Origin of the sequence: Neptunomonas antarctica (assembly GCF_001305295.1) — a bacterium.
GTDB lineage: Bacteria > Pseudomonadota > Gammaproteobacteria > Pseudomonadales > Balneatricaceae > Neptunomonas > Neptunomonas antarctica.
Window position 1 is genome coordinate 50,996 of the sequence record NZ_LJSI01000036.1, and the last position, 13,448, is coordinate 64,443.

Annotated in this window: 15 protein-coding genes; 11 read left to right on the forward strand and 4 right to left on the reverse strand. The window is 44.9% G+C overall.

The window, feature by feature from the left end; all coding sequences use genetic code 11:
* Positions 1–319 precede the first annotated feature (319 nt).
* The 9 genes from Nant_RS08855 (at position 320) to sthA (ending at position 8,982) form a co-directional block, all read left to right on the forward strand.
* Entirely contained in the window at positions 320–1,663 is a 1,344-nt protein-coding gene (locus Nant_RS08855; protein WP_054341284.1) for a Na(+)-translocating NADH-quinone reductase subunit A, read from the forward strand.
* Between the two features lie 12 nt (positions 1,664–1,675).
* Positions 1,676–2,884, forward strand: a complete 1,209-nt coding sequence (locus Nant_RS08860; RefSeq protein WP_054341285.1) for an NADH:ubiquinone reductase (Na(+)-transporting) subunit B — start codon at positions 1,676–1,678, stop codon at positions 2,882–2,884.
* Positions 2,874–3,653 carry a Na(+)-translocating NADH-quinone reductase subunit C gene (locus Nant_RS08865; protein ID WP_054341286.1) on the forward strand — a complete coding sequence of 260 codons (780 nt, stop codon included), beginning with the start codon at positions 2,874–2,876 and terminating at the stop codon, positions 3,651–3,653. The genes Nant_RS08860 and Nant_RS08865 overlap by 11 nt, the downstream gene beginning before the upstream one ends.
* A gap of 3 nt (positions 3,654–3,656) precedes the next feature.
* Positions 3,657–4,316: an NADH:ubiquinone reductase (Na(+)-transporting) subunit D gene (locus tag Nant_RS08870; protein WP_054341287.1), complete on the forward strand. Its 660-nt coding sequence runs from the start codon at positions 3,657–3,659 to the stop codon at positions 4,314–4,316.
* Positions 4,316–4,924: an NADH:ubiquinone reductase (Na(+)-transporting) subunit E gene (gene nqrE / locus Nant_RS08875; protein WP_054341288.1), complete on the forward strand. Its 609-nt coding sequence runs from the start codon at positions 4,316–4,318 to the stop codon at positions 4,922–4,924. Before Nant_RS08870 ends, nqrE begins: the two co-directional genes overlap by 1 nt.
* Before the next feature lie 39 nt (positions 4,925–4,963).
* Positions 4,964–6,193 carry an NADH:ubiquinone reductase (Na(+)-transporting) subunit F gene (gene nqrF, locus Nant_RS08880; RefSeq protein WP_054341289.1) on the forward strand — a complete coding sequence of 410 codons (1,230 nt, stop codon included), beginning with the start codon at positions 4,964–4,966 and terminating at the stop codon, positions 6,191–6,193.
* A 6-nt stretch (positions 6,194–6,199) separates the two neighbouring features.
* Positions 6,200–7,234 (forward strand): FAD:protein FMN transferase, encoded by a 1,035-nt coding sequence (locus Nant_RS08885; protein WP_054341290.1) that lies wholly within the window; start codon positions 6,200–6,202, stop codon positions 7,232–7,234.
* Between the two features lie 7 nt (positions 7,235–7,241).
* Positions 7,242–7,490, forward strand: a complete 249-nt coding sequence (gene nqrM, locus Nant_RS08890; RefSeq protein ID WP_054341291.1) for a (Na+)-NQR maturation NqrM — start codon at positions 7,242–7,244, stop codon at positions 7,488–7,490.
* A gap of 91 nt (positions 7,491–7,581) precedes the next feature.
* Entirely contained in the window at positions 7,582–8,982 is a 1,401-nt protein-coding gene (gene sthA / locus Nant_RS08895; RefSeq protein ID WP_054341292.1) for a Si-specific NAD(P)(+) transhydrogenase, read from the forward strand.
* 27 nt (positions 8,983–9,009) lie between these two features.
* Here sthA and Nant_RS08900 read toward each other — a convergent pair whose 3' ends face one another.
* From Nant_RS08900 to Nant_RS08910, 3 genes are read right to left on the reverse strand one after another with little or no spacing between them, the layout of a single operon-like run.
* Positions 9,010–9,315 carry a hypothetical protein gene (locus Nant_RS08900; protein ID WP_054341293.1) on the reverse strand — a complete coding sequence of 102 codons (306 nt, stop codon included), beginning with the start codon at positions 9,313–9,315 and terminating at the stop codon, positions 9,010–9,012.
* A 6-nt stretch (positions 9,316–9,321) separates the two neighbouring features.
* Positions 9,322–10,197: a DNA replication terminus site-binding protein gene (locus tag Nant_RS08905; protein ID WP_054341294.1), complete on the reverse strand. Its 876-nt coding sequence runs from the start codon at positions 10,195–10,197 to the stop codon at positions 9,322–9,324.
* A 6-nt stretch (positions 10,198–10,203) separates the two neighbouring features.
* Positions 10,204–10,764, reverse strand: a complete 561-nt coding sequence (locus tag Nant_RS08910; RefSeq protein ID WP_054341295.1) for a PilZ domain-containing protein — start codon at positions 10,762–10,764, stop codon at positions 10,204–10,206.
* A 94-nt stretch (positions 10,765–10,858) separates the two neighbouring features.
* Between Nant_RS08910 and Nant_RS08915 the strand changes: the two genes are divergently transcribed.
* Both Nant_RS08915 and lolD read left to right on the forward strand, forming a co-directional pair.
* Positions 10,859–12,103: a lipoprotein-releasing ABC transporter permease subunit gene (locus tag Nant_RS08915; RefSeq protein ID WP_054341296.1), complete on the forward strand. Its 1,245-nt coding sequence runs from the start codon at positions 10,859–10,861 to the stop codon at positions 12,101–12,103.
* Positions 12,096–12,806 carry a lipoprotein-releasing ABC transporter ATP-binding protein LolD gene (gene lolD, locus Nant_RS08920; protein ID WP_054341297.1) on the forward strand — a complete coding sequence of 237 codons (711 nt, stop codon included), beginning with the start codon at positions 12,096–12,098 and terminating at the stop codon, positions 12,804–12,806. Before Nant_RS08915 ends, lolD begins: the two co-directional genes overlap by 8 nt.
* A gap of 71 nt (positions 12,807–12,877) precedes the next feature.
* On the opposite strand, the gene Nant_RS08925 is transcribed toward lolD, so the two are convergent.
* Positions 12,878–13,387, reverse strand: coding sequence for a DUF2062 domain-containing protein (locus Nant_RS08925; RefSeq protein WP_054341298.1), 510 nt, complete (start codon positions 13,385–13,387; stop codon positions 12,878–12,880).
* Positions 13,388–13,448 lie beyond the last annotated feature (61 nt).

The window sequence follows — 13,448 nt, forward strand, 5'->3', positions numbered from 1 at the left end:
GATATTTGTCATAAAAAAACCGTCAAAAGCGGTTTTTTTTTGGATAGCTGGCTTATATTCGATAAAGTTATAAGCTAAGACTTAATACGTCTAGGCATTTAGCCAATGTAAGGCCAAGGTAGCAGCGGTTTTGCCGAGGGTCTTTGTAGATATAGAGTGTAACGCTCAGGTATACTTAAAAAGTTTTTAGGTGGGGTTGTTAGTTTTCCGAATAATAAAATCAGATAAGAACATATGCAGGCGATTCTGTATTTGTATATTTAATCTGATAAAACGGAAGCTAAGTCTCGAAAAATTTAATCGTGATTGGGTGAGGTGTATGATCAAGATCATCAAAGGTCTGGATCTACCGATAACGGGTGCGCCGGAGCAAGCAGTTAAAAGTGCTGTGCCGGTAATTCGATCGGTCGCCGTGAGCGGTCCAGACTATATTGGTTGTAAACCAACAATGGCCGTCAAGGTGGGTGATCGAGTAAAACTCGGTCAAGTGATCTTTTCCGATAAGAAAACTGAAGGTGTTCAGATAACTGCACCAGGTGCTGGTGTGGTAACAGAGATCAACCGGGGAGAACGTCGGGTTCTTGAAACGGTTGTTATTGAACTGGACGCTGAAGAAGATGCAATAGAATTCGCACGTTATGATGCTGCTCAGCTAATGAGCCTGACGCGTGAACAGGTGGTTGAAAACCTACAGGCTTCAGGTCTTTGGGCGTCGTTACGTACTCGTCCATTTAGTCGAGTGCCTGCCGTTCCTTCCCAGCCTGTGTCTATTTTCGTAACAGCAATGGATACCAATCCGCTGGCCGCTAATCCAGAGCTATTCATTAATGAATATTCTGAAGATTTTGCCAATGGTTTAACGGTACTGACTAAGCTAACTGACAAAGCAGTTTATTTGTGCAAGGCCCCGGGTGCTAAAGTTCCCAGCGTTGATGGCGTGACCGTCGAAGAGTTTGAAGGGCCGCATCCTGCAGGCAATGCAGGAACACATATCCATTTTCTGGATCCTGTGTCCCGTACGAAAACTGTCTGGACTATTGGTTATCAGGACGTTGTCGCTTTTGGTAAGTTATTTACTGAGGGTCGTCTGTTTGTCGAGCGTTTCATCTCCATTGCGGGGCCGAATGTTAACAAGTCTTCTATTCTTAGGACGCGCGTGGGCGCTAATTTGGATGAGTTGATGGTGGGGTTGTTGTCGACCGGTGAGAATCGATGGATTAATGGTTCTGTCTGGCATGGGCGAACCGCTAAAGGATCTATGAGGTATCTGGGGCGTTATGCTAATCAGGTAACCGTTTTGACTGAAGGAAATAAACGAGAGTTCTTTGGATGGGCTATGCCTGGTGCCAATAAATTTTCGGTTCTGAATGTCTTTACATCGTTCCTCTCGTCTGGCAAAAAGTTCGATTTCACGACCACTAGTAATGGTTCTGAACGAGCAATGCTTCCTGTGGGACAGTTTGAAGAACTGATGCCGCTTGATATTTTGCCAACTCAATTGCTACGTGCGCTAGTCACCGGTGATATCGTAACTGCTATGCAGTTAGGATGCCTGGAGCTCGACGAAGAAGATCTGGCACTTTGTACTTTTGCTTGCCCTGGTAAGTATGAATACGGTCCAATCCTTCGCGACAATCTGACGCGCATAGAGAAAGAAGCCTAAGAGAGGCAACGAATGAGTATCAGAAATATACTTGATAAAATGGAGCCGCATTTCCATAAAGGCGGTAAGTACGAAAGTTGGTATGCGTTGTTTGAAGCAGCCGATACCATTTTCTATACACCGGGATCTGTTACTAAAACAGCATCGCATGTGCGCGATGGTGTTGACCTTAAACGTATCATGATTCTGGTTTGGCTTTGTACGTTCCCGGCAATATTTGCGGGTTTGTATAATGTCGGCTATCAGGCAAATACGGCTATGGCTGGTATGGGCCTGACCGAAGCTGAAGGCTGGCGCGGTGCAATTGCAGGCGCATTAACAGGCTTCGATGCAAGCAGTATCTGGGATAATATGATCCATGGTGCTGTGTATTGGCTACCTATCTATGCGGTAACTTTTGTTGTGGGCGGCTTCTGGGAAGTCCTGTTCGCGATGAAACGTGGTCATGAAGTTAACGAAGGCTTCTTTGTTACTTCTATTCTGTTCGCGTTGATTTTGCCTCCGTCTGTGCCTTTGTGGCAGGTTGCTTTAGGTATTAGCTTCGGGGTAGTCATCGGTAAAGAGGTGTTTGGTGGCACAGGAAAAAATTTCCTGAACCCTGCATTGGCTGGTCGAGCCTTCTTGTTTTTCGCATATCCCGCTCAAATGTCGGGTGATGCAATCTGGACAGCCGTTGATGGCTTTTCTGGTGCGACGCCCCTAGGGTTGGCCGCAGCAGGCGGTGTTGATAATATTCTAGCGAATAATGTCACCTGGATGGATGCTTTCTTAGGCCAGCTTCAGGGCTCTGTTGGTGAAACATCAACGCTGGCGATTATGCTGGGGGGGGCTGTTTTGCTGGTCGCGAAAGTGGCCTCGTGGCGAATCGTTGCTGGTGTATTTGGCGGCATGGTCGGCATGACTATTTTACTGAATATTATCGGTTCCGATACTAACCCGTTGTTCGCCATGCCGTTTTATTGGCATCTGGTGTTGGGTGGTTTTGCCTTCGGTATGTTCTTTATGGCTACAGACCCTGTTTCCGCATCAATGACGAATACGGGTAAGTTGTATTTCGGTGCGCTGATTGGAATCATGGTGGTGTTAATTCGTGTCGTTAACCCCGCGTTTCCTGAAGGTATGATGTTGGCGATTTTGTTCGGTAACTTGTTCGCGCCCCTGATTGATAACTTTGTTATTCAGGCGAACATTAAGCGGAGGATGTCACGTAATGTCAGCTAAAAACGATACTATCGGTAAAACGATTACCGTGACAGTACTGCTCTGCGTAGTCTGTTCTGTGATCGTATCTGCTGCTGCGGTACTGTTGAAGCCGCAGCAACTCGCCAACAAAGAGCTGGATAGAAGAACCAATATTCTAGCAGCGGCGGGTTTATTGGATCCGTCTAAAACAGTCAATGAACTCTTTGCGACGATCACCAGTAAAGTGATCGATCTGGAAACCGGCAAATTTTCAGAAGCGGTAGATCCTGCCACCTTTGATGTGCGTAAGGCGTCCAGAGATCCTGAACTGTCTAAAGCGCTCAGCAGAGGCGTAGACATCGCCTCTATCAAGCGTCAGTCACAATATCAGACGGTTTACCTTGTTGAGAAAGAAGGTGAGGTCAAAACTGTTATTCTGCCAATTCATGGTTATGGTCTGTGGTCAACTCTTTACGGCTTTTTAGCGATAGAGGGTGATTTGAATACCGTGGTAGGTTTGGGTTTTTATTCTCATGCTGAGACGCCGGGTTTAGGCGGTGAAGTTGACAATCCTTCATGGAAAGCGCTTTGGCCGGGTAAGAAAGTTTATGATGGTGATTTTTCAGACCCTAAAATAGCCTTGATTAAAGGTAAGGTTGATCCCGCCGCCGCCAATGCTGAGTACCAGATTGATGGCCTGTCAGGTGCAAGCCTGACCAGTAAGGGCGTGACCAACCTGGTTCAATTCTGGATGGGCAAGAATGGTTATGCACCGTTCCTGGCTAATCTGAAAGCAGGGGAGGTTTAAATTATGTCTGAAACTAAAGACGTTTTGTTAAGTCCCATTGTCAGAAATAACCCAATTGCTTTGCAAATTCTGGGTATATGTTCTGCATTGGCGGTTACCACTAATCTGAATACGGCGTTCGTAATGGCGTTGGCGGTAACTGTTGTTACTGCCTTCTCAAATATGTTTATTTCTATGATTCGTAATCATATGCCGAGCAGCATTCGTATTATCTGTCAGATGATTATTATCGCGTCCTTGGTAATTGTTGTGGATCAGATTTTGAAAGCAGTTGCCTATGATGTTTCTAAACAGTTGTCGGTTTTCGTGGGTCTTATTATCACGAACTGTATCGTTATGGGGCGTGCTGAAGCTTTTGCTATGAAGAACCCGCCAGGGATTTCCTTCATGGACGGTATCGGTAATGGTCTGGGCTATGGTGCAGTGCTGATGTTTGTTGGTTTCATTCGCGAATTGTTCGGTTCTGGAAGCCTGTTTGGAATAGAAATTTTGCCATTAGCGACCAATGGTGGCTGGTATCAGGCCAATGGCTTGTTCCTACTACCGCCAAGTGCTTTCTTTATCATCGGTGGATTCATCTGGATTCTGCGTACGATTGATAAGAAACAAGTGGAAGCACCTGAGTTCATAATGGCGCCTAATAGCAAAAGAGGGGCTGTGTGATGGAACAATATATCAGCTTAGCGATTCGGGCTATTTTCGTTGAGAACATGGCATTAGCTTTTTTCCTGGGGATGTGTACATTCCTGGCAATCTCTAAGAAAGTCAGTACGGCGATTGGTCTGGGTATTGCGGTTATCGTGGTGTTGGCGATAACAACACCGCTTAATAACTTGCTATACAATGGTCTGTTGCGTGAAGGCGCGCTGGCATGGGCGGGTTATCCTGAAGTGGATCTTAGCTTCCTGGGTTATATCTCCTATATAGGCGTGATCGCGGCGATCGTTCAGATCCTTGAAATGGTACTGGATAAGTTTTTCCCTGCGCTCTATAGCGCGCTGGGCGTCTTTCTGCCACTAATTACCGTTAACTGCGCCATTATGGGTGCCGCTCTCTTTATGGTAGAGCGCGATTATAATTTTGGTGAAAGTATTGTATATGGTGTGGGTGCGGGTGTTGGTTGGGCGTTAGCGATTGCTGCGTTAGCCGGTATTCGTGAAAAATTGAGATACAGCGACGTTCCAGATGGATTGCGTGGCCTGGGCATTACCTTCATTACTGTCGGTTTGATGTCTCTGGGTTTCATGTCTTTCTCTGGTGTTCAGCTGTAATTCTGCTAGGCATGTTCAACAAAAGGATGGAGTAAGCCCATGAATGCTGAAATCGTTCTCGGTGTTGTCATGTTTACCGTCGTAGTGCTTGCACTAGTGGCGGTAATTCTGGCAGCGCGTTCAAAGTTAGTAAGTTCCGGTGATGTCGTTATTAACATTAATAATGATCCGGAAAAATCTATCACTGTGGCGGCAGGTGGAAAATTACTGCAAACATTATCCAATGTTGGCATTTTTGTTCCGTCGGCGTGTGGTGGTGGTGGTACCTGTGCTCAGTGTAAATGTCAGGTTCTTGAAGGCGGTGGCGCTATGCTGCCAACAGAAGAATCACATTTCACTATGCGTGAAGCCAAAGATGGCTGGCGTTTATCATGTCAGGTTGCTGTAAAGCAGGACATGAAAATTGAGCTTGAGGAAGAAATTTTTGGTGTTAAAAAATGGGAATGTACGGTTGAGTCTAACCCTAACGTTGCTACTTTCATCAAAGAGTTGACGCTACGTTTGCCTGAAGGACAAAATGTAGACTTCCGTGCGGGTGGTTATGTGCAGTTGGAAGCACCTGCTCACGAAGTTTATTATAAAGACTTCGATATTGATGAGGAATATCGCGGTGACTGGGATAAGTTTAACCAATGGAAGTATGTTTCTAAGGTGACTGAGCCTGTTATCCGTGCCTATTCTATGGCGAACTACCCTGAAGAAGAAGGTATTGTTAAATTCAATATCCGTATAGCTTCGCCACCACCTGGAAAAGATACGCTTCCTCCGGGAATAATGTCTTCTTATGTGTTCAGTTTAAAACCTGGTGATAAAATCACAGTATATGGTCCGTTTGGTGAGTTCTTTGCTAAAGATACTGACAATGAAATGGTCTTTATCGGTGGCGGTGCGGGCATGGCGCCGATGCGTTCGCATATATTTGATCAGCTTAAACGACTGAAATCAAAACGTAAGATCTCTTTCTGGTACGGTGCACGGTCACTGCGTGAGTGTTTCTACAATGAAGAATATGATCAGCTGCAGGCTGAGAATGAAAACTTCCAGTGGCACTTAGCCTTGTCTGATCCGCAACCGGATGATCACTGGGAGGGTAAGACGGGCTTTATTCATAACGTGTTATTAGAGAATTATCTTAAGGATCATGAAGCGCCTGAAGATTGTGAATATTACATGTGTGGGCCGCCCATGATGAATGCCGCTGTTGTTCAGATGCTGCTGGATCTGGGTGTAGAGCAGGATAATATCTTCTTAGATGACTTTGGTGGTTAGACACTGATGGATGCTATTTTTCGTATCCCTAAATGGCCGGCAGCATTGCTGCTGGCCATTTTGTTTTTGTCGGCTTGTAGTGAGCAAAAGCAAGATAGCGGTATTGTCTCTTTTAGCGGGATGACAATGGGGACTAGCTTCACCGTAAAGTGGGTGGACCAGAATACCGGGCGTGTTGCGGCGTTAGAAGATGAGGTGCATCAGGCGTTGCTTGATGTTAATCAGTCTATGTCGACTTATATACCTGATTCTGAGTTATCGCTGTTTAATAAATTACCGGCAGGTGGTGAGGTTGACGCCAGTGAAGCATTGTTTTTTGTACTCAGTCTTGCCCAGGATATTAGTCAGAAAACGGCAGGGGCATTTGATGTCACCGTTGGGCCTTTGGTTAATCTGTGGGGGTTTGGCCCCGATGGGCGCGTTATAAAAGCACCCAAAGATGACGAAATCTTATTACTTCAACAACGTATTGGTTTTCAAAAACTAGTGCTCGATGCTGATCGTAAACGAGCCTCTAAGCAGGCGGCGTTATATGTCGATTTATCGGCGATCGCAAAAGGTTATGGGGTTGATGTGCTGGCTGGCATCATGGAAAAAAATGGCATCGATAATTATTTGGTAGAGATTGGCGGCGAATTAAGGGCAAAAGGTGTTAAGCCTGAAAATCAAGATTGGAAAATAGCGATAGAAAGCCCTCTCATTGGTGAGCGTAAGGTTCAGGATGTTCTTAGTGTCAGTGATACCGGCATAGCCACCTCGGGTGATTATCGCAATTATTTTGAAGAGAATGGTGTTCGTTATTCCCATACTATTAATCCAACAACGGGCAGGCCTATTTCGCATCAGTTAGCGTCCGTTACGGTTCTGATGCCCACGTGTGCAGAAGCTGATGGGATGGCAACAGCGTTTATGGTGATGGGTGACACTGTTGCTTATGATTACGCTGTCAAACACAATATAGATGCTTTGTTTATTGTGAAATCTGAACAGGGTTTTATAGAGAAAATGACACCAGGCTTTGATAAACGTTTGGTAAACTGAGGTTATTATGGGTATTTTTTTAATTGTTTTTGCGGCGTTGTTGTTGATTGTTCTTGCGATGTCTGTCGGTGTTATTATGGGCGGAAAGCCAATTGCGGGCTCATGCGGTGGCATGGCTTCGTTAGGGATGGATACTGCATGTGATGTCTGTGGTGGTGATAAAACTATTTGCGAAGATGAAGATGAAAAAAATCGTCGCATTACGCAGCTAGCTAAAACAGATGATCTGGCTTATGAAGTTAAAACAAAAAGTTGATTTATTGCTTATCAATTGCAGTCTATTTCAAAATATGTGAACCTAATTGACTGATATTAAAGCGGTATAATGTAAAACTAAGGGGATATTGATGGCTGTTTATGACTATGACGTTGTCGTGATTGGATCTGGCCCTGCTGGGGAAGGCGCGGCGATGAATGCTGCTAAACATGGGCGTCGGGTCGCGATTATTGAAGAACAGGACTCCGTTGGTGGTAATTGTACTCATAAAGGAACTATTCCTTCTAAAGCGTTACGTCACTCGGTAAAACAGATTATCGAATTTAATACCAACCCTATGTTCCGTGATATAGGGGAGCCGCGGTGGTTTTCTTTTTCAAAGGTGCTGAAACGCGCCGAAAAAGTCATGTCTAATCAGGTAATGCTGCGTACTAATTTTTATGCACGCAATCGTGTAGATGTTTTTTTTGGTAGAGCTGAATTTGAAAATAAAAATACTATCATCGTAAAAGAGTCAGCAAAAGGTGAAGAAACCCTACGCACAAAGAGTGTCGTAATTGCCACCGGTTCTCGCCCGTATTGCCCGCCTGATATTGATTTTTCACATCCGCGTATTTATAACTCGGATACTATTCTGAAGTTGAGTCATACGCCAAGAACCTTAATTATTTATGGTGCTGGTGTTATTGGTAGTGAGTACTGCTCCATTTTTAGTGGTCTGGGCGTTAAAGTTGACCTTGTTGATACGCAAGATCGTCTGTTGTCTTTCCTTGATGGTGAAATTTCTGATGCGCTGAGTTATCACTTGCGTAATACATCGGTTAAAATTCGTCACAATGAAGAGTATGAGAGTGTAGTAGGTGATGACCACGGCGTTATTCTGAATCTGAAATCAGGTAAACGTATTCGCGCTGATGCTTTCTTGTGGTGTAATGGTCGTTCTGGTAATACCGATAATATGAACCTTGAAGCCAGTGGTTTAGAAGCAAATAGTCGTGGTCAACTGGCCGTTAATGATCATTATAAAACCTCGGTAGATAATATTTATGCTGTCGGTGATGTTATCGGATGGCCAAGCTTAGCTTCGGCCGCGCTTGATCAAGGGCGTTCTGCGGCGGCTGATTTAGTGAGCGATGATAGTTTTCGTTATATAAATGAGGTCCCTACGGGTATCTACACTATTCCCGAAATTAGTTCGCTGGGTAAAACCGAAGAGGAGCTGACTAAAGAGTGTATTCCGTATGAGGTCGGTCAGGCTTTCTTCAAAGATACGGCACGGGCACAGATTTCAGGACAGCCGGTCGGTATGTTAAAAATCCTGTTCCATCGTGAGACGCTAGCCATTTTAGGTATTCATTGCTTTGGTGATCAGGCGTCTGAAATTGTCCATATCGGGCAAGCCATTATGCGTCAGGAAGGCGAGGCGAATACGATTAAGTACTTCGTTAATACAACCTTTAACTATCCAACAATGGCCGAAGCGTATCGTGTTGCTGCGATTGCAGGTTTAAATCGAATCGCTAATTTGTAATAAGTGGCTTAATTGATAAAGACCGGGCTAGTCCCGGTCTTTTTTCTTATTAGTATTATCAGGTCGGAGATCTTTCTGATAATAACTATCTTCATAATATATGCCTTTAATGTTCAGTTTTTTCTCCACAAACCGGTTAAAACGACTCCAGATATAAAACGCCGGTGCCATTACTGTTCCAATTGCCAGCATGAGCCCGCTTCCTTCATATCCTTCAGGCATTTGCGCTGTTGTCCATTCTATAAAACCCAGCGTTTTGAACAGAAAATACCAGCCAATTAAGAAACCAAAAGCCAGACCGGTGGCAAGATGATGAAGTGTATTGGTATTCATAACGCATTAGTTCCTATAAAGATGAATACGTAAACTCGGTAAAAAAGGCTCAGGATCAATTAGGCTGTCTGAGCGAAGGGCACGACTTCTTTCGGGTGGTGGTGTTAATGTTAAATGATTATATTCGGGTAGAAATTCATCTTCCGTCAGGGGTACGAGTATAGGGAGTGGACAATTTCTGGCCATTCGTCGCCAGCTTTTTACGCCGGTTTTCCATGCCATATTGGCGCGAATGACCGGTGCTTGCTTTTGTATCTGGGCCATTATCGTTGTTTTGTTTAAGGGGGATAATTTCTCTATCTGCCTTACGATATGTTCTTGTGATGTATCAAGTTTCAGCAGCATTTCCATTGCATTTTTCGCAGTTAGTTTACAAATGCTCCGGCCGCTACTGTACCAGCTGAATCTGATTGTATCTGGACGGGAATCCAGTTGTGGAATATGTCGATAGCATTGCTTTAAATGCAGGCGGCCTAATCCTTGATGGTTCAGAGCAAGTGCTAGTGCGTGTGATCTTTGGTAGAGCTGTTGCGATACGTCGCTCAGTTCGGATTTTTTTAACGCGCTAACTGTATGCCGTAAACGATCTTTGCAGATATTAAGCTGGAAGGCGGCATTAAGTAAGTTCTCGTCAGCGCCTACTAGTCCGTAACTGGAATGTGTCCTGCGGCCATCCTGTTGGTCGCTATGCCAGATGTCAGTGTATCTTTGCCGAACCTGATTGATAGCGTCGTTATGTGTGATGATGGTTGTATCTGACTCTGTTGGCAGAGAAACAGGTCGTTCTGAGCGCGATAGTTCTTGGTCGAAAAAACACAGAGATAGTTTCAATAGCTCAAATGCTTCGATGACATCGTCCAATAGAGCGTGAGAAATTACCATGTTTATTTACGTCTCTACGGCGACTGAGTGCGTTGGCTGCGTTTTAATAACGCGCTGCGCGATCAACATGCGGCAGTTTTCAGGCATTCGGTAGAATGATATCGCTACTTCGGAATCGTTAGGGTTTTTAATGATTCGTTGCACTTTTCCGTAGAGAAGGACGCCTGTCAAAGGTTCTTGAAAAATGAGTTTGATAGCCAAAAAATCATCTATTTGATAAGGAGTGGTGGTCGTGAATTGCATACCGCCTTCGCTTAGATTGATTGATTGTTTAGTTAGTTTTTCAATCTTTAAACTGCTGGTCGCTAACGTGCGGGTAATTAAATCCAGCTTCTCTGTTTGTAAACAGAACAGCTGGGCAAGTAGTGGGTGTGAATCAGATAGTTGCGCCAGTAAATCAGCTTGTTGCTTGTCGATATTCTGAACTTCGGAGAGTAGTTCAAAGTACGGAGAAACATCAAATTGAGTGGGTTGGATAGAATGCTCAACCTCATTCGCAGTGATAGGCTGGATTTCTAACGCCACATTTTTTTCGACCCGGTAAAACTGTCTTCTTTCCTGCTTCACAGTCACCCCCTGTTTATGTATCAGGATAGAGTATAACGGAGAATTTCTTAATTTTGTTAGAGTTACTGGGCCAACTGTGATTTAATCCGCGACCATGTTCAGACCCTTTTCTATATACATAGGCTTGCGTTATACCGCAGCCAAACGCAGTAACCATTTTATATCCTTTATCTCCCTGGTCTCTATGCTGGGGTTGATGCTGGGAGTTGCGGCGTTGATTCTCGTCCTGTCAGTAATGAACGGTTTTGATCGGGAGTTAAAAGACAGAATTCTTGGCATGGTTCCACATGCCAGTATCACTGGCTATCAAAAACCAATTGAAGATTGGCACCTTGTAGCTGATATTGTCGAACAAGATGTTCGCGTCATTGCGACGGCTCCATTTATCAGTGCTCAAGGTATGTTGACCTATGGAGGCCAGGTACGTGGGGTGCTGGTGCAAGGTATTGACCCTGTTGCTGAAAGTAAAGTTTCCATCGTGTCTGAACATATGCTTAAAGGGGAATGGAATAACCTTGAAAGTGGTGAGTTTGGTATTGTCCTGGGTGATTTGCTAGCCCGCTACCTTGGCGCTCGTATGGGCGATAAAGTGACGCTTGTTTTGCCTGAAGCGTCGATCAGTGTGGCCGGTGTCACACCAAGACTAAAACGTTTTACCGTCGTTGGTACCTTTTCAGTAGGCGCTGAGCTGGATAGTTCTTTAGCTTATATCCATATTGATGATGCTGCTCGCCTAAAACGTATTAAGGCAGGCGTTGAAGGCGTTCGGGTTACCTTTACGGATTTGTTTAAAGCGCCGATTGCTGCACGTGAAATAGCGGCCCAGCTTGATGGCTATTTTCTTGTTTCAGATTGGACCCGCACGCACGGTAATCTTTTCCAGGCTATTCAGATGGAGAAGAAAATGATCGGACTGCTGCTCTTTCTGATTGTATTTGTCGCTGCCTTTAATATTGTGTCGACGCTGGTTATGGTCGTTACAGATAAAAAGTCTGATATTGCCATTCTGCGTACGCTGGGAGCAACGCCTGGTTTGATTATGCGTATCTTTATGGTGCAAGGTGTTGTGATTGGTTTTGCCGGCACGTTGATCGGCACAGCATTGGGAGTGCTTCTTGCGTTGACAGTGACTGACCTGGTCGCGTGGGTAGAGCAAGTACTCGATATGCAGTTTTTATCGTCTGATGTCTATTTTATCAGTTACTTGCCTTCACAGCTGAATTGGAACGATGTCGTCATGATTGCCTCTTCCGCATTGATAATCAGTTTTTTGGCCACCTTATATCCGGCGTGGCGTGCATCTAAAACACAACCGGCAGAGGCGCTACGCTATGAATAATTCGACGGTAATGCTATGTGAAGGCGTAGGTAAAGTGTATACCGAGGCAGGTAGTGCACTAGAAGTATTGCGTGATATTCGTCTGTCTGTCGGTAAAGGCGAGCGTATTGCTATTATAGGAACATCGGGCTCGGGTAAAAGTACGCTGATGAATATTTTGGGTGGGCTTGAAGCGCCAACACAAGGAAGCGTTAGTGTAGGAGGCGAAGCACTTTATTCTGTTTCTGAAGAAAAAAGGGCGCAGATTCGAAACCGTCAACTCGGTTTTGTCTATCAATTTCATCATTTGCTTCCAGAGTTTGATGCAGTTGAAAACGTTGCAATGCCCTTGTTGCTAGGGAATGTTGCTATTAATGAAGCCCGCTCACGAGCGCAGGAGATGTTGGTGGCTGTTGGTTTATCTGCTCGTTTTTCTCATAAGCCAGCTCAGTTGAGTGGAGGAGAACGGCAGCGTGTGGCGATTGCTCGCGCATTGATTGCACGTCCGGCCTGTGTGTTGATGGATGAGCCGACGGGGAATCTGGACAATCATACGGCTAATGATGTGCAGCAGCTGATGCAGAGTTTGAATAAAGAATTTCAGACATCATTTATCATCGTGACACATGATTCAGAATTAGCTTACCGTATGGATCGGGTCATGGAGCTCAGAGAGGGTGGCTTACATCAAATTTCTGGTCCCGACGCATCTGCTACTACCTGATTGCCCCGCGCTCTATCCTTCTGACAGTTCAATCCTGCCCAATAGCTAGCTGACTGCTGACTGCTGACTGCTTAACGCTTGCGTCTGTCTGACCACGTTTTACGTACATGCCATATCCATAAAAACGACACACTAAAGTATCCAATCAGACTAAATATAACGCCACAGAATAGTGATCCTGCTAAGAGTGGCCATCCGATAGCAGATAGGTCATGAGACAGCGCTTCGTAAGTAAACTTCAACTCAATATCCAAAACGGGGGTGTTTAGCAGGTAAGTGCCCACCACATAGGTAAAATAAAATACCGGTGTTATGGTGAGAGGGTTGGTGATCCATACAAGACTTACCGAAATAGGTATGTTGCTCCTGACGAATAATGAAAGTATTGCAGCGACCAGCATTTGCATTGGAATAGGTAAAAAGGCACAAAAAATACCGACAAGAAAAGCTTTCGCTACCGATTTTCGCGTCAGGTGCCAAAGAGAAGGGTCGTGTAAATGACTGCCCATCCAGCTAAGGTATTTGTGATTACGAAGGAATGCTTCGTCTGGCATGAACTTTTTGATAAGCTTCCGGGGCATGGGAAGTGTACTTCATCGGAAAAAGGTAAGCGTATTATGCACAGCGCAGCTGTGTAATCCA

Coding starts and splice junctions, on each gene's coding strand:
- Nant_RS08925 (WP_054341298.1), bottom strand. CDS start 13,387: ATGCCCCGGAAGCTTATCAAAAAGTTCATGCCAGACGAAGCATTCCTT.
- Nant_RS08870 (WP_054341287.1), top strand. CDS start 3,657: ATGTCTGAAACTAAAGACGTTTTGTTAAGTCCCATTGTCAGAAATAAC.
- sthA (WP_054341292.1), top strand. CDS start 7,582: ATGGCTGTTTATGACTATGACGTTGTCGTGATTGGATCTGGCCCTGCT.
- Nant_RS08885 (WP_054341290.1), top strand. CDS start 6,200: ATGGATGCTATTTTTCGTATCCCTAAATGGCCGGCAGCATTGCTGCTG.
- Nant_RS08900 (WP_054341293.1), bottom strand. CDS start 9,315: ATGAATACCAATACACTTCATCATCTTGCCACCGGTCTGGCTTTTGGT.
- nqrM (WP_054341291.1), top strand. CDS start 7,242: ATGGGTATTTTTTTAATTGTTTTTGCGGCGTTGTTGTTGATTGTTCTT.
- nqrE (WP_054341288.1), top strand. CDS start 4,316: ATGGAACAATATATCAGCTTAGCGATTCGGGCTATTTTCGTTGAGAAC.
- lolD (WP_054341297.1), top strand. CDS start 12,096: ATGAATAATTCGACGGTAATGCTATGTGAAGGCGTAGGTAAAGTGTAT.
- Nant_RS08865 (WP_054341286.1), top strand. CDS start 2,874: ATGTCAGCTAAAAACGATACTATCGGTAAAACGATTACCGTGACAGTA.
- Nant_RS08860 (WP_054341285.1), top strand. CDS start 1,676: ATGAGTATCAGAAATATACTTGATAAAATGGAGCCGCATTTCCATAAA.
- Nant_RS08855 (WP_054341284.1), top strand. CDS start 320: ATGATCAAGATCATCAAAGGTCTGGATCTACCGATAACGGGTGCGCCG.
- Nant_RS08905 (WP_054341294.1), bottom strand. CDS start 10,197: ATGGTAATTTCTCACGCTCTATTGGACGATGTCATCGAAGCATTTGAG.
- Nant_RS08915 (WP_054341296.1), top strand. CDS start 10,859: ATGTTCAGACCCTTTTCTATATACATAGGCTTGCGTTATACCGCAGCC.
- nqrF (WP_054341289.1), top strand. CDS start 4,964: ATGAATGCTGAAATCGTTCTCGGTGTTGTCATGTTTACCGTCGTAGTG.